The sequence below is a fragment of the Pandoraea sp. CB10b_02 genome (assembly GCF_002216225.1).
GTDB lineage: Bacteria > Pseudomonadota > Gammaproteobacteria > Burkholderiales > Burkholderiaceae > Pandoraea > Pandoraea nosoerga.
In genome coordinates, this window is the sequence record NZ_NJGW02000021.1 from 1 (window position 1) to 23688 (window position 23688).

General features: G+C 63.3%; 15 protein-coding genes. 10 read left to right on the forward strand and 5 right to left on the reverse strand.

The genetic code is table 11. The features are described 5' to 3' along the window. Positions 1-7380 (reverse strand): two-partner secretion domain-containing protein (locus CDN36_RS18330; RefSeq protein ID WP_287497520.1); only part of this gene is annotated, 7380 nt, incomplete at its 3' end. Between the two features lie 483 nt (positions 7381-7863). On the opposite strand from CDN36_RS18330, the gene CDN36_RS18335 reads away from it, so the two are divergent. Further along, complete coding sequence (locus CDN36_RS18335; RefSeq protein WP_287497521.1) at positions 7864-9561, forward strand: ShlB/FhaC/HecB family hemolysin secretion/activation protein; 1698 nt, start codon at positions 7864-7866, stop codon at positions 9559-9561. 526 nt (positions 9562-10087) lie between these two features. Here CDN36_RS18335 and gyrB read toward each other — a convergent pair. From gyrB to dnaA, 3 genes are all read right to left on the reverse strand, one after another. Continuing rightward, the gene (gene gyrB, locus CDN36_RS18340) at positions 10088-12565 is read right to left on the reverse strand and encodes a DNA topoisomerase (ATP-hydrolyzing) subunit B (RefSeq protein WP_150555451.1); all 2478 of its coding nucleotides are present in this window, start codon (positions 12563-12565) and stop codon (positions 10088-10090) included. A gap of 180 nt (positions 12566-12745) precedes the next feature. Beyond that, on the reverse strand, positions 12746-13852 hold the full coding sequence (gene dnaN / locus CDN36_RS18345; protein WP_150555452.1) for a DNA polymerase III subunit beta: 1107 nt from the start codon (positions 13850-13852) through the stop codon (positions 12746-12748). 240 nt (positions 13853-14092) lie between these two features. Beyond that, positions 14093-15637: a chromosomal replication initiator protein DnaA gene (gene dnaA / locus CDN36_RS18350; protein WP_150555453.1), complete on the reverse strand. Its 1545-nt coding sequence runs from the start codon at positions 15635-15637 to the stop codon at positions 14093-14095. A gap of 822 nt (positions 15638-16459) precedes the next feature. Between dnaA and rpmH the strand changes: the two genes are divergently transcribed. From rpmH to CDN36_RS18385, 7 genes are all read left to right on the forward strand, one after another. Next, positions 16460-16594, forward strand: a complete 135-nt coding sequence (gene rpmH / locus CDN36_RS18355; RefSeq protein WP_010806664.1) for a 50S ribosomal protein L34 — start codon at positions 16460-16462, stop codon at positions 16592-16594. 25 nt (positions 16595-16619) lie between these two features. Continuing rightward, positions 16620-17099: a ribonuclease P protein component gene (gene rnpA / locus CDN36_RS18360; RefSeq protein WP_150555454.1), complete on the forward strand. Its 480-nt coding sequence runs from the start codon at positions 16620-16622 to the stop codon at positions 17097-17099. A gap of 78 nt (positions 17100-17177) precedes the next feature. Further along, positions 17178-17534: a membrane protein insertion efficiency factor YidD gene (yidD, locus tag CDN36_RS18365; RefSeq protein ID WP_287497522.1), complete on the forward strand. Its 357-nt coding sequence runs from the start codon at positions 17178-17180 to the stop codon at positions 17532-17534. Positions 17535-17558: 24 nt separating this feature from the next. Next, positions 17559-19217 (forward strand): membrane protein insertase YidC, encoded by a 1659-nt coding sequence (yidC, locus tag CDN36_RS18370; protein ID WP_287497523.1) that lies wholly within the window; start codon positions 17559-17561, stop codon positions 19215-19217. 123 nt (positions 19218-19340) lie between these two features. Beyond that, positions 19341-20753, forward strand: a complete 1413-nt coding sequence (gene mnmE / locus CDN36_RS18375) for a tRNA uridine-5-carboxymethylaminomethyl(34) synthesis GTPase MnmE (protein ID WP_287497524.1) — start codon at positions 19341-19343, stop codon at positions 20751-20753. A 209-nt stretch (positions 20754-20962) separates the two neighbouring features. Further along, entirely contained in the window at positions 20963-21307 is a 345-nt protein-coding gene (locus CDN36_RS18380) for a hypothetical protein (protein ID WP_287497525.1), read from the forward strand. 13 nt (positions 21308-21320) lie between these two features. Continuing rightward, a complete protein-coding gene (locus CDN36_RS18385; protein ID WP_287497526.1) occupies positions 21321-21914 on the forward strand; it encodes a YMGG-like glycine zipper-containing protein in 594 nt (197 codons plus the stop codon). A 139-nt stretch (positions 21915-22053) separates the two neighbouring features. On the opposite strand, the gene CDN36_RS18390 is transcribed toward CDN36_RS18385, so the two are convergent. Further along, a complete protein-coding gene (locus CDN36_RS18390) occupies positions 22054-22350 on the reverse strand; it encodes a hypothetical protein (protein WP_287497527.1) in 297 nt (98 codons plus the stop codon). Between the two features lie 330 nt (positions 22351-22680). Here CDN36_RS18390 and thpR point away from each other — a divergent pair, with 330 nt between their 5' ends. Together thpR and CDN36_RS18400 are read left to right on the forward strand one after the other, a co-directional pair. Beyond that, positions 22681-23265 carry an RNA 2',3'-cyclic phosphodiesterase gene (gene thpR / locus CDN36_RS18395; RefSeq protein WP_287497528.1) on the forward strand — a complete coding sequence of 195 codons (585 nt, stop codon included), beginning with the start codon at positions 22681-22683 and terminating at the stop codon, positions 23263-23265. 58 nt (positions 23266-23323) lie between these two features. Next, complete coding sequence (locus tag CDN36_RS18400) at positions 23324-23539, forward strand: hypothetical protein (protein ID WP_150555460.1); 216 nt, start codon at positions 23324-23326, stop codon at positions 23537-23539. Positions 23540-23688 lie beyond the last annotated feature (149 nt).

Consider the following 23688-nt stretch of genomic DNA (forward strand, 5'->3'; position numbering starts at 1 on the left):
GTTGCCCATCGTGAAGCCACCACCCACACCAAAGCTGTTCGCGCTGTAGTCGGAGTGGTTTTGGATGTCCGAGAACGTCAGCGTGCCCGTCGTCAGTTGGTTTTTCGACGGGTCTGCCGTACTCGCGATGTACGCACCCTTCAGATCCGTGTTGCCTGCAACGTTGACGTCGAACCCGCCGGTGCCCGCCCGAATCCCCGACTGCTCCACCACGCCCGCATAGTTGCCGCTCGCATTGCCTCGCGAATAGCTGAAACTCCCCGACGCGCCACCCATGCTCAGGTTCAACCCACCGCCCATGCTCTCCTGATGCGCCGAGCTCTCGCTCGCATCCTGCACGCTCGCGATATTCAGATCTCCACCCACACGCGCAATCACCTTGTCGGCACTCACGTTGCCGCCGACGATATTCGTATCGCCTCCGCTCACAATCACTGCCGTATTACTGGCGTTGATGTGTGAGTTGTTCTGGAACGTCGAGTCCGAGTTCGCATCGCCATTCGCCCGTGACATCGACGCCGACACGCCCAATCCGCCCGTGCCGAACGAAACGCCAAAACTGCCGCCCTTCGACTCGTTGTCGCTGCGGGTCGATTCCGTGTCCTTGCTACTGAGCACATTGACCTGGTTGCTTGCTTGCAGCAGGACGTCCTTCGCGTCGATGTTCGATCCGATGATGTTGACGTTGCCCTTGCCGGAGGCTGCATCCCCCGTGGCAATGAATGCGGTCGTGCCGCCCGACCTGATGTTGCTTGCAACGTTTTCCGTGCGATCGAACGACGACGTCGACTTGCTGCTCGACGAGCCCCAACTCAACTCGACCTTCGCCTCCGGCTTCACCTTCGGATCGGTGCTCTTGAGGGCATCGAGCGCTTTATTGGCTTCGTTGTATGCCCCGTACGCCCCACTGGCCGCAGCGTACCCACGCAGCGCCGAGACACGCGCGTCGCCGCCCGAATCCACCGCCGCTTTGACCTGATTGGTGACGTTTTGCACGGCATCGATCACCGGTGACTTAACCGCCAGCGTAAAACCCGAACTCTTGAACTCATGCGTCTCGTCATGATGCTGACGATTAAGCGCCGATTCGATCGTGACGTTCTGACCGATGCCGGTAATGTCGCCAGCCGCCATGATGTCGCTGCCTCGGACCAACAGGTCGTTGCCGGCCACCATGCTGACGTTGCCATTGAGACTGCCAATCGTGCTGCCCGTCTGGGTCACGCTACTGTCGTTGGTCCAGTCGCGCTGCTCGTTCTTGCCGTACGAGATACCCACGCCTCCCGACGCCCCGAGACCTGATCGCTTCTTCTCGTAGAAGGAACTGCTTTCGCTTACGTTCTCGGCCGTGTCGATGCGAATATCCCGCCCGGCCTGCAAGGCGACATCGTGGGTGCCAACTACCGTCGATCCGCTCACGACCAGATCCTTACCCGCAGCGATACCGACCGATTCGCCAGACACTGTCGAACCTACCGCGATCGTCTGGTGAGCGCGCGCCTGCGACGTCTCCTCCGTTTTGGAAAGGAACCCGGAAGTGCTGTCGTGTTTCCATCTGCTACTGTCGTGCGTCTCCGAAATCGTCCCGATCTTGGCGTCCCCTGTGGCTGCCAGCGCCAAGGCACCGGTGCCTTGCGACGAAACGGACGAACCGAGCACCGTCAGATTGCCCGACCCGGACGACGCCGCGACCGGACTGATCTGGTAAGCCCCAAGAACACCGTTGACAGCGCTTGTCTGCCCGGCGCCGATCAGCAAGTTGCCGCCCGCGCTCACGGACGAACCTCGCACCGCCTCGTCCAGCGACGACTTCGTGTACTGCAACGACCCGCCGAAGGAATACTCGTCGTGCGTGTGGGAGTCCTTGACCGCCGTCACCGTTACGTCGTTGCCGGCAAGCACCGTCGCATTTCCGCCCGCTGCCATCGTCGCGCCACGCAACGTCGTATCGCGCCCCGAGACCGTCGTTAGATTGCCGCCTGCGGAGATCGCGCTGCCAACGTTCTGCACGACGACGTCGCTGCCGCCGTTCTTCCTGTCGGTGGTACCAACGGTCTGCGACTGACCAACCGTCACCGTGTTGGCCTTGATGTCGCGACCTGCCGCGACCACCACAGCCCCATCGCTGGCGATGGCGCCCGCATTGAGCGTGACGTCGCGCGTTGCCACCGCCGCCACGCTGTTCGTTCCCGAGATGATGCCGACCGCTCCGATACCGGTGGCCGACGCGGACGACGTAAAGCTGCCGCCGTTGTCCGTTCCCGCGCTCTGGGTCAGCGTGGTCGATTCGTTGATGAGGTCGCGGCCGGCCTGTACCACGACGTCCTTGCCGCCGATGCGGCCGCCCGTGTTGCGGATGTCGCCCAGCGACGAGAGCGCCGTCGTGCCACCGCTGCCGACGACGCCCAGGTTCACGATCGCGTCGCCAAGAATCGTCGTCGCAGTATCGCTGACGATCTGGCCGCTGTTCTTGACGTCACCCGTCGCGGCAAGCTTCACGCTGCCGCCGGCAACCAGCGCACCGGTGTTCGTGAGATCCACCGTATTCGCCTGCGCCAGATACACCTGCGGCACCAGCACGGATTGCACCGAGCCGTCCGGCAACGTGACGTCCTGCGAGACGAGCCACACCATGTCGCTCGTCAACTGCTTCATCTGCGCGTCCGATAGCCCCACGCCAACGGACAGCCCGAATTGCTTGCCGTAGGTCACGCCGTTGTTGAGCAGCGCGGTGTACTCGTCGAGATAGTTGGTGTAGCCGGCGAGTAGCGTCTTGCCGGTCAACGCCGTAATCTGATCCCGCACGAGCTGCGTTTCGTAGAAGCCGTCGCCGATGCGCTTCTGTGTCTTCTGCGGGTCGAGATTCAGCGCAGTGAGCATGTAGTCGCTGGAGATGAACTTCCCGTAGTCGGTAAAGCGTGGATCGGTCGCAACCAGGTAGTTTTGTCCGGGAGCCGTGCGCAACTGGAACAGACCATTGCGCGGCAACGTCAGACCGGGAATGGGCTGCGCCGACGAGCCCAGCGTTTGCCGATTCGCCACGCCGCCAGACAGGTTGCCCAACTGCGTGCCGGTGGCATTCCCGCCGGTCACGCCAGCGCTGCCGACAGTGTTGCCGGAGCGATCGACGCTCGCGACCGTGATGTCCCGTCCCGACGACTGCACCGACTGCCCGCCGAGCGCGATTGCCGGCAGCGAGGCCAGCGTCACCGGCGGCAGCGGCGTGACGGGGTAGGCCACGTCCAGTTGCTCACTGTCGCCCCCCGACTTCTGATGCCAGTAGAAGGTCGACGTCTGCGTCTGCGTGACCGTCTCCTGCAAGAGGATGCCCACGTCGTTGATCGTGCCGCCCTGCGCGCGCCGGATGAGATCGCGGCCGGCCGTCATCGTCGACGACTGGTTGTTGACGGCGCCGCCGTCGGCATTGATCCGGATCGACCCTTGCGCCTGCAACTTGGCTTCCGGGGACGCACTCACGAGTTCGTCGCGCGTGCGGGTCGTCGTCACGTAACGCGCGATCTCGTTGTAATCACGCTGATCGATGCCAAGATCGCCGCGAGAGATCGCCTGATCGGGGCGGATCATCGTATTCGGATCCCAGTCCGGCCAGAACGTGATGCGATACGTCGAGCCGTTGTCAACAATGTTGTTGTAATACTGCGTGGGGTTCTTGCCCACCTCCCGTGTCTTCGTGCCCGGCTGACACGCCCCGTAGTCGTCGCACGGCCCCTGACCGGAAGTCGTGAGGTCCTGGTACGATTCTTCGAGCGGCTTTGTCAGGCTGAACGTCCGGGCCGACGTGTTCAGGTTCGTCACCTGCGACTTCGGCACATCGACCGTGATTGGCACCGCAAGGCGCTCCAGCAGCATCGACGAAATGGGCGCTGCACCCGCCCCCCAGACCCACTCCTTGAAAGTCAGGCTCGTGTGCGACTGTGTTTCCGTTCCGCCCACCAGCCCGGCTGTGTACAGGCTGTAACCCTGAGTACTGGATTCCGGCGTTCCAGGCCGCGTTACGATGCTCGTGCGCGTGTTGTTCACGGCACGCGCAGCAATGTCGAGATTGCCGTCTGCGACGATGCTGGCCGAACGGTTGTTCAATACCGCAATCTGGTTGGCGAGCAGACCAGCGCCGTCACGTGCGCCGTCCCGCGCAATTTCGATATCGCCGATGCTGTACATCAACGCGCCATCGTAGTTCGACACGTTGTTCGTCGCATACAACGCAAGCCGCTTCGCGCCCCCCATGACAGCCGCCGCACCATTGTTCTCGATGTTGGTGGCGTTGACCTGTACGTCGTTACCCAGCACCGCGTTCGTGTTGACAACACTGCCGGCCTGAATCCGAACCGTGTCGCCGCCAATGCTGCCGGCATTGGAGAATAGTCCGTCCGCATTCAGGCGTGTCGTTGCCGCATTGAAGCCGCCGCCCGCTGCGTTGACGATCTCCGCGGCGTGAATATCCAGCGTTCCCGGCGCGCTGAACGCACCGGTGTTCGTCAAACGGCCCGTGGAAGTGAGTTTGAGCACGCCGTCGGCGCGCAGACGATTGGTGGACGAGTTCACGTAGTCGCCAATCGCCGCGAACGTCAGATTGCGTCCGGCTGTCATTTGGCCCGCGCCACTCATGGCACCGCCCACGCCGACATCCCGGTTCGAACGGATCACGCCATCCGCATTGTTCAACGACGCGACCTGAAGCGCGACGTCGCCTGCGCTTTCGATGGTGCCGCCGGCATTGGCCACACTTGCGCTTGCCTGCGTAGCTGCAAGCGACGTGCCGCCGAACACGCGTCCGCCCGTGTTGTCGATGGTGCCGTTGACGCCGAGCGTGACCGCGCCGCCGCCAATGACTTTCCCGCCGGAAACGTTGCTCAGCGATGCCGCCGCAATCGCGAGCTTTCCGTTGCCACCGAGCGTACCGGCCGCATTTCCGATGTCGCGCGCGGCGGTAAGTTCGGTGTCGCCATCGCCGGCATTCGTGATCTGGCCGGAGGCGTTGGCGATGCTGCCGACCGTGACCGTCAGCGTATCGTGCGCACCGTTGGCGCTGATGCGTCCGCCGGTGTTCGTTAGCACGCCCGTGGCCTCCACGCTCACGTTGCCTGCCGCTTGAAGCGAACCCGCGGCGTTGTCGATGTCGCCTGTTGCGGAGGCCGAAAGCCCCTTGGCGCCGTAGACCTTGCCGCCATCGCGATTACGAATGTACGACGTGGACGAAAGCGTTGCCGTGTCGCCCGCGCTCAGTTCACCGGCCGTGTTGTCGATTCGCGCCGCGGTCATGGTCAGCGCGCCGAGACTGCCCAAGATACCCGATGCATTCGTGACCCCGCCCGCCGCGAGGACGGTCAGCAATCCGCCGCCGAGATGACTCACCTTGCCGCCGTCGTTCGTCAATCCGCCGACGTCGAGCGTCAGCACGCCTGCGTTGGACATCACATTCCCGCCGGTGTTATCGAAGAGGCCGCCAATCCGGATGGTCTGCACTGCCTGACCGTATTGCTTGATCTGCCCGGTCCCGTTCGAGACGTTACCTGTGGCTGTGAGCGACAGCGCATCGGCGTCGATCAAGCCGCCCCGATTGTCCAGACTCCCGGTCAGGAGCTTGGACGTCGTCGCGGAAATCACCCCCTGACGGTTGATCAATGCACCGCCAAGCGTGGCGTCGATATTCTCCCCGGAGACGGTCCCGCCAGTGTTGTCCAGTTGCCGGCCGGTAAGGTTCAACGCCTTGCCCGCCACGATCTGCGCCGAATTGACCAGCGAATCGGCGTGAAGCTCGAGATCGCCATTGCCGCCGATCACGCCCCCCGTCTTGCCACCGGCGGTCGTCCCGCCTGCGTTGCGAAGTTCGCCGTCGACATCGACGACCGCATCGTCGCCAGAGAGGGACACGACACGGCCCGCCGAGTTGTCCAGCGAAGCGCCCCTGATCTTCAGCGCCGAACCGGATTGCAGCAGCCCGCGCCAGTTGTCGATACCCGTGCCGCTGACATCGAGACGGGTCGTGGCGACCGACTGCGCATCGCGGTTGTCGATCTTCCCCATCGCCGCCAGCGTGATGGTGTCGGCGCCGAGATTGCCGCCCGCATTGAGCAAATGCTGCGCGGAGCTGATCTTCAGCGCATTGGACGCCGAGACGATGGCGCGCTGAATATCGATATCGCCCGCTTGCGACGTGAGTGTGAGGCCGCCGCTGGCGTCCGTGCGGCTGCCGGACAGGTCGAGCGCACTGCCGATGATGCTCAGATCGCCTCGCGCGACGTTACGCCCCGTTGCCGTCACCTTGCCGGAAGCCGTGACGCTCAGACTGCCAGCGAGCGTAGCCTGGCCGTTCGCGTCGATACCGGCACCCAGCGTTCCATCCGACAGCACGCTCGCAGCCTGCGCACCAACGTTGCCCGCGGCGCTCAGCAAGCCACGGTTTTCCAGCGCTGCGCCGGTGCGCACATCGGCGCGGCCACCTGCGTACACATTACCCTGGTTGTCGATCCCGTCGCGCGCGTTGAGCGCGACATTCCCGCTGGCCTCTGTCTTCCCGGTATTGACGAGCTTGCCTTGCGTCGTCAGCGTCAGGTCGCCGGCCTGCGCCGCGACCACGCCCTTGTTCGACACGCCGACGCCATCTTCCGTACCCACGAGAAAGATGCGCTGCGCGTACATGCCGCCGAGCTGGCCGACATCGATGGAAACGTCCGGAGTGACGCCGTCCGCCGCAATCTTCTGGGCGGCCAGGCTTTCATGATCGACGCGATTCGCGCCCGTCACCACATTGAGCTGCCTGGCGTGCAGTGCGGCGTTGACCTGCACCGCACGCGCGATGAGATCGACCTGATCGACGTTCGCGGCGTTCAGGCCGTCGCCTTGAATCGTAAGGCGTCCACCGTTGACCTGATAGCCGGTGAGACTGCCGTCGGCGCCCATGATCGGCGTGCCGGTCGTGAGCACGGCCCGCGTAGTGTTGATGAAGCCGCCGCCATCGACCATGATGCCGGCACTGTTGGCCACGACGACCTGCGCCGCCTTGCCCGCCACTTCCAGATACCCGCGCAACTGACTCGGCGAATTGCTGTTGACCTGATTGAGAATGACACGCGCGGCCTGATCGCGGGCAAGGTTAGGATTCCCGTTGACGTATCCCGCCTGTTGCGTATTCACGATCGTCGGCGAGTTATTCAGAATCACGCCCTGACGGGGAACGTCGAATTGCGTATAGACGTTCTTTGATACGCCTGCGGCCGTGGGCGTGGTGATATTGACTTGTTGGAGTCCATTGGCCGTCTGCACCACCGAGGGCCCATTGCCGCCCGGTGCCGCCACAACCTGCGCCCGCACCGACAGCGGTGCGATGACCTGGGCCAATACCAATGCCCGAACCATGGCGCGCTGGAACCCCGCTTCCGCGCGAGCGCCGCCAGACGTGCCTCGAGCACGCCGATTTTCGTGTGTTTTCATCTGATCTTTGTACGACTTGTTATGACCGGGATCTACGTCCCGATTTTGTTTACATCGCTACAAACTTCGCACACCGAATGTTACTAAATATTCCACTTTTTGTTTCTTAGTTAACCTTCATCTTTCATAAAATGATCAATAACGGTAATATTCCGAAAAATAAATATACCTAACCAATATCGCCGGGGATCATGATAAGTTTCGACGCCTGATTTCAGAGCTGCCCACGTCAGGGCATTTCTTCCACTATTGCAATGGGCTTCGGTCTGAATTCCAGGCCGGGCTGGTGCTCGCCCTTTTGCGGCACTGGACGTCCGACGTATCGAAATGAATCACGATTCAATTCGCACTTTCAGCATCTCCCGCGCCGCAAGTCCGCTTCTCGTTGCCGCCTTGTTGACGTCCCCCATGACGCTGTCGCTCGCGATCGCGCAAACACCGGCAGCCGTCGATGCCGCCGGAACCAACGCGCGCCAGCAACAACTTCTCGAGCAACAACGGCAGGCGCAGGAGCGTGCCGCCACCGTCAATGCCCCGGTGCTTCGCTCCGCGTTGCCGGCAGCAGAGGGTTTTCCCGCACTGCCAGCGGAGACGCCTTGCTTCCGGATCGACAATTTCTCGCTGGAAGTGCCGCCCGCGTTCCCGCCGCGCGCGCAGGCCGCCGGGGCCTCGTCGCTGCCGCTCGATCCGTTCGCTTTCGCTGCGACCTGGCTAGCGCACTACCGCGGCCAGTGCATCGGCAAGCAGGGGATCACGGACATCACGGCAGGGCTGACGAAGGCGATTCTGGCGAGGGGTTACGTCACCACGCGCGTGCTGGTGCCCGAGCAGGACCTCACCTCGGGCGAACTGAAGCTCACGCTGGTCCCCGGCATGCTGCGCGACATCCGCTTTTCGGACGCGTCGCAATATGGCACTTGGCGCAACGCCTTTCCGACGGGCCCCGGCAACCTTCTGGAGTTGCGCGATCTGGAGCAGGGGCTCGAGCAAATGAAGCGTGTCGCAAGTCAGGACGTCACCATGCAGATCGTGCCGACGGCGCTACCCGGTGAAAGCGACGTCGTCATTGAGGTGAAACGCGCGAAGCGATGGAGTGTCGTTGCGTCGGTCGACAATTCGGGCTCTCGCGATACGGGGAAATTGCAGGGTAGCCTTGCGCTTGGCATCGACAATCCGCTTGGACTGAACGACATCCTGAACGTCGGCGCAACGCACGATCTCGCGTTCGCCGACAAGCGTTTCGGCTCGAATGGGTGGAATGCCTTCTACTCGATCCCGTGGGGATATTGGACCGCCACATTCGCAGCTTATGCCAACCGGTATAACCAGCAGATCGCCGGCGTGAATGACACCTTCGTGACTCGCGGACAGTCGCAGAACCTCGACTTCAAGCTGTCCCGTGTGATTCAGCGTAGTCAGAGCAACGTGTTGAGCGCGCAGATCCGCCTGAGCAAGCGGTTTGGAAGGAGTTTCCTCGAAGACGCGGAAATCGACCAGCAATACAGGAATAACACATTTATCGAGTTCGGCATTGTGGATCGTCATTACATCGGTGCGGGACAATTCGACGGAAGCCTCATGTACCGGCAAAGCGTCGCTGGGCTTGGCGCCGCACCGGACAACGCAGCTCCCGGCACCCCGACGTACCGTTTCAAGATGGTCGTATTCGACGCCAACCTGTCACTTCCGATGGGTCAATTGCCACTTCGCTACGTCACGACATTTCACGGGCAATTCACCAACGACGTTCTGCACTACATCGACGATCTGAGTATCGGCAGCCGCTACACGGTGAGGGGTTTTGACGGTGAGTCGTCGTTGGCGGCCGAGAAGGGTTTCTACTGGCGCAACGAGCTGCAATGGATGTTGGGTTCGTCCGGCGTCTCACTGTTCGCTGGCGTCGATTACGGGCGGGTGAGTGGCCCGAATGCCACCTATCTCGCCGGCACGCAACTCGCCGGCGCTGTCATTGGTGTGCGGGGCAATGCCAAGTTGCCGTTCGGCTTCGTCGCTGGAGAAGTCTTTGCGGGAGCTCCGATCTACAAACCGAAGCCCTTCCAAACCGCACGTACAACGGTGGGATTCTCGCTCACGGCGCAATTCTGATGTCGCTCGGTTCGTCTGATCCACGACGTCAACGTTGTTTGTTTGCCGTACAGCGCCAGCTAGATTCTAATTGTTGGCCGGATTTTTGGAACCGCGCCCATCAAGCCATGGCTGCGGCTCGTGCAGCCTGAGCCATTTATCGCTTATACGCAGCACGGCTCACTGATGAGCCGCGACCATGCCTCGGCTTGGTTGAATGAGGAAGTTTGGCTTGCCCCGTTCCGCCGGGGCAGGTCGTTTAACCTAACAAGTCGCCGCGCTTATCGGACGTCTGGACGGGCGTTCGCGAACTTCGGCTGCATTAGCGCATCCTTTCCTGACGAAGGATCTCTTGGAGCACTTCGATGTCGAGCGCTTGTGTCGCGCTCGTAGACGTTCACCGTGACCGCCTTCGTGACCCCCTCAAGGAACTAGCCGGCTTCGTCGGGAAGTCCGCCGTGCCTTTTACAGCGTGTCTTCCCTACCCCAGTCGCGGAACTATGGCGCGGGTCGCAACTAACTCGGCGCCCTACGTTCTTACATAACCTCAAACGTCAATATTCCCCGCTCGCAGCGCATTCGTTTCGATGAATGCGCGGCGCGGCTCGACGTCGTCGCCCATGAGCGTGGTGAAGATGCCGTCGGCAGCAATTGCGTCTTCGATCTGCACGCGCAGCAGGCGGCGCACCGCCGGGTCCATCGTGGTCTCCCACAACTGCTCCGCGTTCATCTCGCCCAGACCCTTGTAGCGCTGCTTCGAGACGTTGCGCTCCGCATCGGCCATCAGCCACTTCATCGCCGCCTTGAAGTTCGTCACCGGCTGCGAACGCTCGCCACGCTTGATCGTCGCACCTTCGCCGATGAGCCCCTTGAACGTCTCGGCCGTCTTCTGCAACTGGGCATAGTCTGCCGTCTGCAGGAAATCCTGATCGATTACCGTCACCTTCACGTTCCCGTGATGGCGACGCTCCACGCGCAGCGACGGCATCGGATCCGCATTCTCGACGTCTTCCATCACCGCCGTGATCGTGATCTCCGGGGCGAGCGGATCGTCGCTCAACGCCGCTTCCAGTGCCTTGGCCGATGCCTGCGCCGACGCCTGCGTGTCGAGGTTGATCTCGACGCCTTCGGTCACTGCCTGCAGCACGGACGCCTCATACACGCGGCTAAGACGCTCGATCACGCCATCCGAGAGCTGGTAGCTGCGCGTGAGCTCGCCCAGCGCGTCGCCCGAGATCGGTGCGGCGCCCGCCGACGGCGTGAGCTCGGCATTGTTGAGCGCCAGCTTCAACATGTACTGGCCCAGTTCGGCCTCGTCCTTGATGTAGCGCTCGTCCTTGTTGTGCTTGATCTTGTAGAGCGGCGGCTGCGCAATGTACACGTAGCCGCGCTCGATCAGCTCGGGCACCTGGCGATACAGGAACGTGAGCAACAGCGTGCGGATGTGCGCGCCGTCCACGTCGGCATCGGTCATGATGATGATCCGGTGATAACGCAGCTTGTCGATGTTGTAGTCGTCCTTGCCGATACCGCAACCGAGCGCGGTAATCAGCGTCACGATCTGCTCGCTCGAAATCAGCTTGTCGAAACGCGCCTTCTCGACGTTGAGCACCTTGCCGCGCAACGGCAGAATCGCCTGGAACTTGCGGTCGCGACCCTGCTTCGCCGAGCCGCCAGCCGAGTCGCCCTCGACCACGTAGATTTCGCACAGCGCGGGATCCTTCTCCTGGCAGTCCGCCAGCTTGCCGGGCAGGCCCACGCCGTCGAGCACGCCCTTGCGGCGTGTCATCTCGCGCGCCTTGCGCGCCGCGTCGCGCGCACGCGCGGCCTCCACGATCTTCGAGCAGATGATCTTTGCGTCGTTCGGCGTCTCCTGCAGGAACTCCTCGAGCGCCTTCGCCACATACTCCTCGACCGGCGCGCGCACTTCGGACGACACCAGCTTGTCCTTCGTCTGCGACGAGAACTTCGGCTCCGGCACCTTCACCGACAGCACGCACGTCAGACCCTCGCGCATGTCGTCGCCCGTGGTCTCGACCTTGGCCTTCTTCGCCAGCTCGTTCTCGTCGATGTACTTGTTGATCACGCGCGTCATCGCCGCACGCAGACCGGTCAGGTGAGTGCCGCCGTCACGCTGCGGAATGTTGTTCGTGAAGCACAGCACCGTCTCGTTGTAGCTGTCGTTCCACTGCATCGCGACTTCCACGCCGATACCGTCGCGCTCGCCCGTCACGTGGAAGATGGTCGGGTGCAACACCGCCTTCGACTTGTTGATGTACTCGACGAAGCCCTTCACGCCGCCGCCGAACGCGAAATCGTCTTCCTTGCCCGTGCGCTGATCCGTCAGGCGAATCCGCACGCCGTTGTTCAGGAACGACAGCTCGCGCATGCGCTTGGCGAGAATGTCGTAGTGGAATTCGACCTTGCCGAAGATCGTCTCGTCGGCCAGGAAATGCACCTCGGTGCCGCGCTTGTCGGTGTCGCCCAGGATCTTGAGCGGCGACGTCTCGACACCGTCGATCACCTCGATCTCGCGGTTCTGCGGCACGCCACGGTGGAACTCCATGAAGTGTTTCTTGCCGTCGCGACGAACGGTGAGCTTCAGATACGTGGACAGCGCATTGACGCACGACACGCCCACGCCATGCAGACCGCCGGACACCTTGTAGCTGTTCTGATCGAACTTACCGCCCGCGTGCAGCTCCGTCATCACGATTTCCGCCGCGCTGCGCTTGGGCTCGTGCTTGTCGTCGAACTTGATGCCCGTGGGAATGCCGCGGCCGTTGTCTGTGACCGAGATGGAGTTGTCCGCGTGGATGATCACGTGGATGTCATCGCAATAACCGGCCAGCGCCTCGTCGATCGAGTTGTCCAGCACCTCGAACACCAGGTGATGCAGGCCCGTGCCGTCCGACGTGTCGCCAATGTACATGCCGGGACGCTTGCGCACAGCCTCCAGACCTTCGAGGATCTGGATGGAGGCTGCACCATAGCCGCTTTCGGCCTGCTTTTGCTGTTCGCTCATGACAATCTTCCGGTTACTGCGTCATTTCTGACGAATTACTGCTTCATGACCTGCCACCTCCCGCGCGCTTTTGGCGCCCCGAAGGCGGCTTATCCCGCAAAAGGATAATTCTCTAGAAACGCCAAAGGGGCGCTCGGCCCCTTCGCGCGTATATGGCGGCGCGTATGGCGGTGTGTCCGCTCAAATGCGCATCGGCATCACGACATACTTGAACTCGTCGTTATCCGGCAAGGTGATCAACGCGCTCGAGTTCGCATCTCCGAGGCTCACCTTCACCTGCTCGACCTTCAGGTTCGACAGCACGTCGAGCAGATACGTCACGTTAAAGCCGATATCCACCGACTCGCCCGTGTAATCGATTTCGATTTCTTCCTGCGCTTCTTCGTTTTCGGTGTTGTTCGCGCTGATCTTCAGCAGGTTCTCGCTCACGAGGAAGCGAACGCCCTTGAACTTGTCCGACGTCACGATCGCCGCGCGCTGCAGCGAACGATGCAGTTCTTCGCGGCTGATCACGAAGCTCTTGTTGTAACCCTTCGGGATCACGCGGTTGAAGTCGGGGAACTTGCCCTCGACCAGCTTCGACACCAGTTCCACGTTCGCGAAACGGAACTTGACCTGGCTCGGCGCCACGTCGATCTGCACCGGATCGTCGATGTCCTCGAGCAGGCGCTGCAGCTCGAGAATCGTCTTGCGCGGGATGATCACTTCCTGACGCGCAAACTTCTCGCCCGCGATCGTCGTGTTGCAGTACGCCAGACGGTGCCCGTCCGTGGCCACCGCTTCGATCTTCTCGCCGTCGACCACGAGCAGCATGCCGTTCAGGTAGTAACGGATGTCCTGCTGCGCCATGGCGAAGTGCACCATGCCCAGCAACTGGCGAAACGCGCGCTGCGGCAGCGCAAAGCTCGCGGCGTAATCCTTGGCCTCGGCCACCGTCGGGAAATCTTCGGCCGCCAGCGTCTGCAACTGGAAGCGGCTCTTGCCCGCCTGCACCGTCAGACGCTTGTCCGAGAGCGAGAGCGCCACGTCGGCGTCGGGCATGTTGCGCAGAATGTCGAGCAGCTTGCGCGCGGCCACGGTCGTCGCCACGTCGTCGGCGCCGGCACCGCAGTCCGCGGTAGTCGTGATCTGCAATTCCAGATCGGTGGACAGGAACGAAATGTCCTGCCCGTGCTTGCGAATGAGCAAATTGGCCAGAATCGGCAACGTATGGCGACGCTCGACGATGCCACTCACAATTTGCAGCGGCCGCAGCAGATTGTCTCGTTGAGTTTTGACCAATTGCATATTTATCCTTCGTAGTAACTGTTAACGGGTGCCAGATTCGACTAAAAACCCGAAAATTCCCTTATCAATCAATCTTCTGCGGAAGGGATAACAGGGCGGAAAACGCTGTGGACGAGTCGGGGACGCATTGTGCGCCGACCCGCTATTGTGCCCGAAAACGTCAGTTCCCCCCAAACCGCCCCCGGCTTATCCACAGGGAGGCGGGCAACCTCGCCCGCCACCCTTCCCGGGGGCCGCCATTCATCCCTTGAGCGTCTGCTCCAGCACGTGCAACTCGTGGTTGAGCTGCGCGTCCTTGCCGCGTTCTTCTGCAATCTTGCGTACCGCGTGCAGCACTGTCGTATGGTCGCGGCCGCCGAACAACTCGCCGATTTCCGGCAAGCTTTTCTGCGTGAGTTCCTTCGCCAGATACATCGCAATCTGTCGCGGCCGCGCAATATTGGCAGGCCGCTTTTTCGAGTACATGTCGGCGACCTTGATATTGTAAAAATCCGCGACCGTCTTCTGGATGTTTTCCACCGAAATCTGACGATTCTGAACCGTAAGCAGATCTTTCAGCGCTTCTTTCGTCAGTTCGATGGTGATCTCGCGGCCGTGGAACTTGGAATACGCCAGAATCTTGCGCAGCGCTCCTTCGAGCTCGCGCACGTTCGAGCGCAGATGCTTGCCCACGAAAAACGCCACGTCTTCCGACAGCCCCACGCCTTCGGCCTGCGCCTTCTTGATCAGAATCGCCACGCGCATCTCGAGCTCCGGCGGCTCGATGGCGACGGTCAGCCCCGAATCGAAGCGCGAAATCAGCCGGTCGTCGATGCCGGTGATCTCCTTCGGGTACGTATCGCTCGTGATGATCACCTGCGCGCGGTTCGCGATGAGCGCCTCGAACGCGTAGAAGAACTCTTCCTGCGTGCGGCTCTTGCCCGAGAAGAACTGAATGTCGTCGATCAGCAGCAGATCGAGCGAATGGTAGTAGCGCTTGAACTCGTCGAACGCCTTGCGTTGATAGGCCTTGACGACGTCCGAGACGTACTGCTCGGCATGAATGTAGCGAATGCGCGGGTTCTGCTTCTCGGCCAGCAACTGGTTGCCGATGGCGTGAATCAGGTGGGTCTTGCCCAGGCCGACGCCGCCGTACAGGAACAGCGGGTTGTACGACGTGCCCGGGTTGTTCGCCACCTGGATGGCCGCCGCGCGCGCGAGCTGGTTCGATTTACCCGTCACGAAGTTATCGAACGTGAGCACGGGGTTGAGCTTCGAGCGCTCGTAAATCGACTCCACTTCGCTCACTTGCACCGGCTCCTGAGGCGTTACTCGCCAGTTGCGCCGCACGGCCTCGGCTTCGCTCGCCTCCAGGTCGGGGCGTTCACCGTCGAGCGACGCGGCCTCGGCCGCATTGGCGCCGGTCGTCGCATGAGCGCCCGCAACGGCAGCATGGGCCGCGGCGGCGGTCGGATTCGCGCGCGCCACGCTGGCTGGCACGGGGGCCGGAGCTGCGCTCGGCGCCGGGGCAGGCGTGGACGACGGAGCGCGCATGCCGGCCTTCGGATCGAGCACGAAGGTCACCTCGATGGGTGCGTTCCAATAGTCGGCTGCCATGCTCTGGATGCGGCTCGAGAACTGGCTCTTCACCCAATCCAGCTTGAAGCGGTTGGGCGCGCCGATCTTGAGCGTGCGCGCCTGTTCGTCGAAGTCGAGCGGCGCCAGCGGTTTGATCCAGGTGCGGAATTGCTGGGGCGTCAGCTCTTGCTCGAGTCGAGTCGCACAGTGTTGCCAGAAATCGTTCATGCAGCGTGTGTCCAGGGTGGCGCGGGGTCGCCCGACCGTATTGGTTCTGGCCGACGCTCCATCCGTCACATCCCGATGTCTCGGATATGGGGGCAAAACGTCGCAAACCAAGCCGGCCGCCGCCGTCTCGGAGCACGGCGAGACGGGCAAAACGGCCGGAGTCGGGTCGAACCGACGGCGCAGTGCAGACGTCCGGCACCCGGCCGGCCACGGCGCGTCGTTCGGGTTTCGTGTCGCGCGCTCGGCCGGCTTGTCGGCGCGCGCAGACGACAAAACCCGGCGCGCTATCCACATGGCGGCGTCACCGGTACTCTGCTGGGAAAATTGTGATGGGGGATTTTACCGCCAAAGCTTGCGCAAAGCGAGTTATCCACAGGAATGCCCACAGCATTGGCATTCGCGGGCGGCTGAGCCGCGTTAACCCGCCCGTGTTCGCGCGTTCACTGCGCAAATCCCCGGCAAACGCGAGATTTTGCCGCGGCCTGTGGAATATCTCACCAATTTCCGGTTTATCCACCGGCCGATTGTGATGGTGCGGCCACTTTCAGCCATTATCCACAGCCGCAGGCCCGTGCCATGGCCGATCCGCGACAACAATGGCGCGGATCGCGTGCGCGCGTCTTGCGCGCAATGGCTAACCTATTGACACACAACGGAAAAGCCGATTAAATAGCGGGTTCGTTAGAAAGACAACCGGATTCTTATCCAACTCCCGACGGCTGGGTCGCGCGTGAAAGTCCTTGAATTTGCAGGTTTTCACGGTGTCCATGTGGCGTTTCACGATGCTGCTGCGCGGGAATTTTTTCACACAGTGAGTGCATCATGAAACGTACTTTTCAGCCTTCCGTGACGCGCCGCAAGCGCACCCATGGCTTCCTGGTCCGCATGAAGACCCGTGGCGGCCGCAAGGTCATCGCCGCTCGTCGCGCCAAGGGCCGCAAGCGCCTGGCCGTCTAAAACGCGGTTTCGGTCGTACCGCGGTTTGCGCGTCAAATCCGCAAGGCGCGAAGTCCCGGCACTGGGGTTTCCCAAAGCTGCGCGACTTCTCAAAACGGATGAGTTTTCATCCGTTTTTAGTTTGCGCCCCCTGCGTCGCAGCGCGCATTTCGTGTTGTATATGCGCCGGCGTGACATTGCGCCGGGCACCCCTGAAGATACCGATGCCACGCCTCAAGAGGGCCGCATCGGTATCGTCGTCGGCAAGAAGCACGCCCCCCGCGCGGTCACCCGCAACCTGATCAAGCGTCAGGCTCGCGAGATGTTTCGCCAGCGCCGCGCCAGTCTGGCCGGTTGGGATTTCGTGCTGCGGCTGACGCGGCGCTTCGACAAGGGGACGCACACGGCGGCGGCAGCGCCGGTGCTCAACACGCTGTGCCAGACCGAATTCAAGCAGCTCTTCGACGCGGCGGAGAAAGCCGCCCGCAAGAGTCGCGCGACCGACGACAAGACGGAAGGTAATTAGTCCTCACACGGTAGCGCCCGACCCCGGGCATGCGCCGCCCACCCGGCCACCTCGGCCGGACTGACAGGCGGAATCGAGATGCGAAGCGTGCTGTTGTTGCTCCTGCGCGGTTACAAGCTGGTGATCAGTCCCTGGCTGGGGAACCGTTGCCGCTTTCATCCGAGCTGCTCCGACTACGCACGCGAGGCCATCATCGAGCACGGTGCCGGTTACGGCACTTATCTCGCGGCCAGGCGTCTATGCCGCTGTCATCCGTTTCACCCCGGTGGCTTCGATCCCGTGCCGCCGGCTCGACACGTCTGTCACGCTTCCGACCCCATCGCCGAAGGCGCCCCGAAGGGCGCCGGCAGCGACGCGTCGCGAGCAGGGCAGACCGTCCCGTCCAGGCCCGCGGCCGCATCGGCAGTTACGCGCCGCGCGCCGGGCCATTCCTGAGTTCCGTCCACCACGAGTTACCGCATGGACATCAAACGCACCGTACTCTGGGTCATTTTCGCGCTGTCTGTCGTGATGCTTTTCGACAACTGGCAACGCGCCAATGGCCATTCGTCGCTGTTCTTCCCGACGCCCGAGGTCTCGACCCCGGCCGCCACGGGCGGTAACAAGGCGCCGGCCAACGACCTGCCGCAAGCCGCCGCCGGCAACACCGCCGCCGCAGGCAACGCGCCGGGCAATGCGCCTGCCGCCGCCACTGCGCAGAAGGTGCGCATTACGACCGACGTCTACGAGGCCGACATCAGCACGCAGGGCGGCACGCTGTCGTTCCTCGCGCTCACGAAGTGGCCCGACGCCGAAGAAGCCGACAAGCACGTGGTGCTGTTCGACAACACGCCGAGCCAGCAGTACTTCGCGCGCACCGGTCTGATCGGCGGCGACTTCCCGAACCACAACGACATCTTCACGCTGGTGCCGGGACCGACCACGATGACGGGCGACACGCTGACCGTGAAGTTCGAGTCGCCGGTCAAGGGCGGCCTGCAGCTCGTGCGCGCCTACACGTTCCATCGCGGCAGCTACGTGATCGACGTGGCGAACACGATCGTCAACAAGACCGACGTACCCATCAAGCCCACGCTGTACATGGAGCTGGTGCGCGACGGCCGCGAGATCAGCGGCGCGAAGTTCTCGCATACGTTCACGGGCCCGACGGTCTACAGCAGCGACGAGAAATTCCAGAAGATCACGTTCAGCGATATCGACAAAGACAAGGCCAAGTACATCAAGCAGTCGAACGACGGCTGGATCGGCATGGTGCAGCACTACTTCGCCACGGCGTGGATTCCGAAGGAAGGCGCCGCGCGCGAGAACTACATCGGCAAGCTCGACAACGGCCTGTATCGCGTGGGGGTGAAGGAGCCGCTCGCGAGCATTCCGGCCGGCGGCACCGAGACGGTGGACGCCCGCCTGTTCGCCGGTCCGCAGGAAGAGCACATGCTCGAGCAGATCGCGCCGGGTCTGGAGCTCACGAAGGATTACGGTTACTTCACGATCCTCGCCAAGCCGCTGTTCTGGCTGCTCTCGAAGCTGCACGCCCTTATCGGCAACTGGGGCTGGGCGATCATCGCCGTGACGGTCATCATCAAGCTGGTGTTCTTCCCGCTGTCGGCCGCGAGCTACAAGTCGATGGCGCGCATGAAGGAAATCACGCCGCGCATGCAGGCGCTGCGCGAGCGCTACAAGAGCGACCCGCAGAAGATGAACGCGGCGCTCATGGAGCTGTACAAGACCGAGAAGGTCAATCCGTTCGGCGGCTGTATTCCGATCCTGATCCAGATTCCGGTGTTCATTGCGCTGTACTGGGTGTTGCTCTCGTCGGTGGAAATGCGCGGTGCGCCGTGGCTGGGCTGGATTCACGACCTCTCGACGCAGGATCCGTACTACATCCTGCCGGTGCTGATGGCCGTGTCGATGTTCATCCAGACCAAGCTGAACCCGACGCCGCCGGATCCGATGCAAGCGAAGATGATGATGTTCATGCCGCTGATTTTCTCGGTCATGTTCCTCTTCCTGCCGTCGGGCCTGGTGCTGTACTACGTGGTCAACAACACGCTGTCGATTGCCCAGCAATGGTCGATCAACCGCATGCTCGGCACCAAGAAGGAAAAGAAGGCGGCGTGACGATCCCGTCACCGTCTGCCTGAATGCAGCAAAGCGCCGCCCGCGGGTCTCTCGCGGGCGGTTTTGTTTGGTGCGTGTCAAAATGAACGCCTGTTTTTCGACGAGTCCCCGACGAGCCGTTTCATGAGCGCCACAGCCCCGATCGCCCAAATCGCCCCGATCGCCCCGATCGCCGCCATCGCCACCGCACCCGGACGCGGCGGGATCGGCGTCGTGCGCGTGTCTTTCGGCAAGCATCGCGGCGAAGCGGTGCAACGCGTCATCGCGCGGCTCGTCGGTCAGCCGCTCAAGCCGCGTCATGCGTCGTATCTTCCGTTTCTCGATGCCGCCGGCGAGGCGCTCGATCGCGGCATCGCGCTGTACTTTCCCGGTCCGAACTCCTACACCGGTGAGGACGTGCTGGAGCTGCAGGGACACGGTGGTCCGATCGTGCTGCAACTGCTGCTGCAGCGTTGCATCGACGAAGGCGCCGAGCTCGGCGTGCGTCTGGCCGAGCCGGGCGAATTCACACACCGCGCCTTTCTGAACGACAAGCTCGATCTGGCGCAGGCCGAAGCCGTGGCCGATCTCATTGAAGCGAGCACCGAGGCCGCGGCGCGCTCGGCGAGCCGCTCGCTCGACGGCGCGTTCTCGCGCGAGATCCATTCGCTGGTGGATCTGGTGATCCATCTGCGCATGCTGGTCGAGGCGACGCTGGATTTCCCCGAGGAAGAGATCGATTTCCTCGAAGCCGCCGATGCCTTCGGGCAACTCGAGCGCATCCGCACGCAGTTGGCGCAGGTGCTGTCGCAGGCCCGCCAGGGCGCGCTGCTGCGCGAGGGAATCAACGTCGTGCTCGCGGGGCAGCCCAACGTCGGCAAGTCGTCGCTGCTCAATGCGCTGGCCGGCGCGGAGCTGGCGATCGTCACGCCGATTGCCGGCACCACGCGCGACAAGGTGCAGCAGACCATTCAGATCGACGGCATTCCGCTGCACATCATCGACACGGCCGGGCTGCGCGAGACGGAAGACGAAGTCGAGCGCATCGGCATCGCGCGCAGTTGGAGCGAGATCGCGAAGGCCGACGCCGTGTTGCATCTTCTGGACGCGCGCACCGGGCTGACACCGGAAGACGAGGTCATCGCCGCGCAATTGCCGACGCTCGTGCCTGTCGTGCGCGTGTACAACAAGACCGATCTGGCGGGAGCGCCCGCAGCGGTCTTGCCCAAGGAAGGCGCCGCGCCGCTCGGCGTGCGGCTCTCGGCCAAGGGCGGGCAGGGGATCGATCTGTTGCGCGCGGAGCTGTTGAAGATCGCGGGGTGGCAGGCGGGCAACGAGGGCGTGTTTCTCGCGCGCGAGCGTCATCTCTCGGCCTTGCGCGCCGCGCGCGAGCATATCGAGCTGGCGCACGCCCATGCGCGGCAGAACGCCAGCGCGCTCGACCTCTTCGCCGAAGAACTGCGGCTCGCGCAGGAGCAACTGAGCACCATCACCGGCGAGTTCACGTCGGACGACCTGCTCGGCGTGATTTTCAGCCGGTTCTGTATTGGGAAGTAACCCCCCGCCTTGAAGCCCCTTGAAGCGCCTTCAACAGCCTGCAAGCGCCACCCCGCAAACGTAATGCTTTGAAACACTTCTCACGGCCGCCGTAATTGCTCCCCGGCAAGCGCGGGCCTAGACTCGGAGACGTCAGATCCCGGGCGGCGTCTCGTCACATTCATCCCGTTTGCGGCGCGCCCCGGGACCCGTTTTTCGAGGTCTGTGTCGTGAAACGTCTTCCTGTTGTTCTCGGCTTCGCGGCCGTAGCCGCCGCGATGGCCAGCGGCAGCGCCTTTGCCTGGCATGGCGGCGGGGTGCGCGTGTGGGTCGGGCCCGGCTACTACCCCGCCTATCCCTATTACGCGCCGGCGCCTTACTACGCGCCGCCGCTCGTCGTGGTCCCGAGCCAGCCGCAGCAGTACATCGAGCAACCACAACCGGGCGCGCAAGCCGACCAGCCCGGCGCCAACGGCGACACCTGGTACTACTGCGAGAAGGCCAAGGCCTACTATCCCTACGTGAAAACGTGTCCGGCCGGCTGGCGCGAAGTTCCCGCGCAGCCGATCAACTAAGCGGGAGACGCCCATGACCCTCGCATCACCGCGGCCCGTCGAGCGCCGCTCGCTGCACTGCGTCACCCGCGCGCGCCGCTTTGCACCCGCGCCCCTTGCCCTCGCCATTGCCATTGCGATTGCCACCGCCGCGCTGGCCGGCTGCGCCGTCGTGCCCGCCGGGCCCAGCATCATGGCATTGCCGGGCACGGGCAAATCGTTCGACCAGTTCCGCCAGGATGACTTCAATTGCCGCCAGTTCGCCTCGGGCCAGAACAACGGTCAGGATACCGCCACGGCGGCCAACAACAGTGCGCTGGGCAGCGCCGTGCTCGGTACCGCAATCGGGGCGGCAGCCGGCGCGGCCTTCGGGGGTGGCTCGGGCGCCGCCATCGGCGCCGGTGCGGGTCTGCTCACCGGCAGCGCCGTGGGAATGAGCAACGCGCAGTCGTCTGCATACATGACGCAAAGCCGCTATGATCAGGCCTACATCCAATGCATGTACGCATACGGCAACCGCGTGCCTGTGCGCGCAGACATGGTGTCTTCACAACCCATGCAGCCGGTGCAGCGTTATGCACCGCCGCCGCCTCCGCCCCCGGGCTGGAAGCCGCCGCCTGGCTACTGAAAATCCCAACGAGACGCGACGCCGGCGTCGCCCCGCCCACACACGAAAGGGCCCACGCCGGCGAATGCGCGTCGCCTCGCCCGAGACACTCCATGGCCCACGATTCGACCGTCCGTCCCTCCGGTTTCGCTCTCACTTCTTACGCCACCGGCACTTCCCACCGTTTCAGCACTTCCAGCACTTCCAGCACTTCCGACACTTCCCGCGCTTCATCGCTGCGCCGTTTGCACTGGCTGATGCTGCCCGCCGCGGCCGCAGCCGCGCTCATGCTGACACCACGCGCCCACGCACAGAACACGCCGGCGCCGACGGCGGGCGCCACCGCGCCGAGCGCCGGCGGCAACGCCCCCGCCTTCAACCCGAGCGCGGACATCTCGCGCGCCGTCTCCCGCGATACCACCGACACGGCAATCCAGAACAACTGGAACAGCATCATGAATCCGGCCAAGCCCAAGGCCGAAGAAAAACCGGCCGAAACCCCGCGGCGCGCACGTCGTGGCATCAACACCGGCGTCTCCACCAACTGACGAGCAGGGCCGCGCAACCTCCGCCCGACGCTCCCATCCACCGGAGCGGGTCGGGGCCGACGGCCGTCACAGCCGCCACGCTCGGCCCGCAGCCCGCCCTGCGCGTCGCTGCCGTGCCCCCCGGTCGCTTCCCCCTTCCGTGCGGTCGCGGCAATCGCCCACCATCGGCGCGGCTGGCATTCGCCGTATGGCCCGTCTACTATGAGAATCACCAGCAGGCTCCACTCCCTGGTGTTCTCATGCGACTCTTCCTTGCCCTGTGGCCGGGGCAGGGTGTGCGCGCGCAGCTTCACGAATGGGCCGTATCGGCCCATGCGGAATGCGGCGGCCGTGTGCTGCGCGCCCAGACCCTGCACCTGACGCTCGCCTTTCTCGACGAGGTCGACCCCACTCGTCTGCCGGTGCTGCTCGGGTTGATGCAACGCACCCCGCTCGCGCCGTTCTCGCTCACGTTCGATCATCTCGGCTATTGGTCGGATCGCAAGATCGTGTGGGCGGGCGCGGCCGGCGTGCCGGAAAGTCTCGTTGCCACGCGCGACGCCCTGCTCTCGCAGTGGCGTGCGACCGGCGCGCGCGTGGTGACGCAATCGTTTCGTCCACACGTCACGCTGCTGCGCCATGCGCGATGCGCGCCCGAAGACCCCTATCCGCGGCCCGTGACCTGGCACTGCGACGGCTACGTGCTCGTGCATTCGGTGCGCACCCCGCGCGGGCCGCACTATCGCGTGCTGGCGGAGTATCGCGGCGCGCCCCCCGAAGGCTTTTTCACCGCTGCCGCCCAGAAATCGACGATCCCCGCAGCGCAATACGGTATAGTCGGATGACGATGAGCGCCCCCGCCGGGGCGCGCATCGGTTCTTCGTCATTCGCAGGGAGTTTCAAGTGCAAGTCGGATCGATCGTCAAATCCAATCACATCGCAGTGCCGCGCGGCGCCATCGGCATCGTGACGCGTGTGCTGGGCGACATGGCGATGGTGCGCTGGTACGCCGGCCAACCCGGTGCATCCCGTGAACTCAACACTGAACCGTTCTTCATTGCCGACCTGATCGAGACGGGTGACGTCATGCCTGTCGGAGGCAGTCCCATCCTTCACTGAACATTCGCGCAACCCCATGCCACGGCGCCTTGGCGCGCCGTTTTTCACCACAACGAAACGCCGGACGATCTTTCGATGGTCCGGCGTTTTTGCATTCCCGCGAGGTCAGAGCCCAGGCGCAGGAGCCCACGATTCGGCACGCGCGAGCC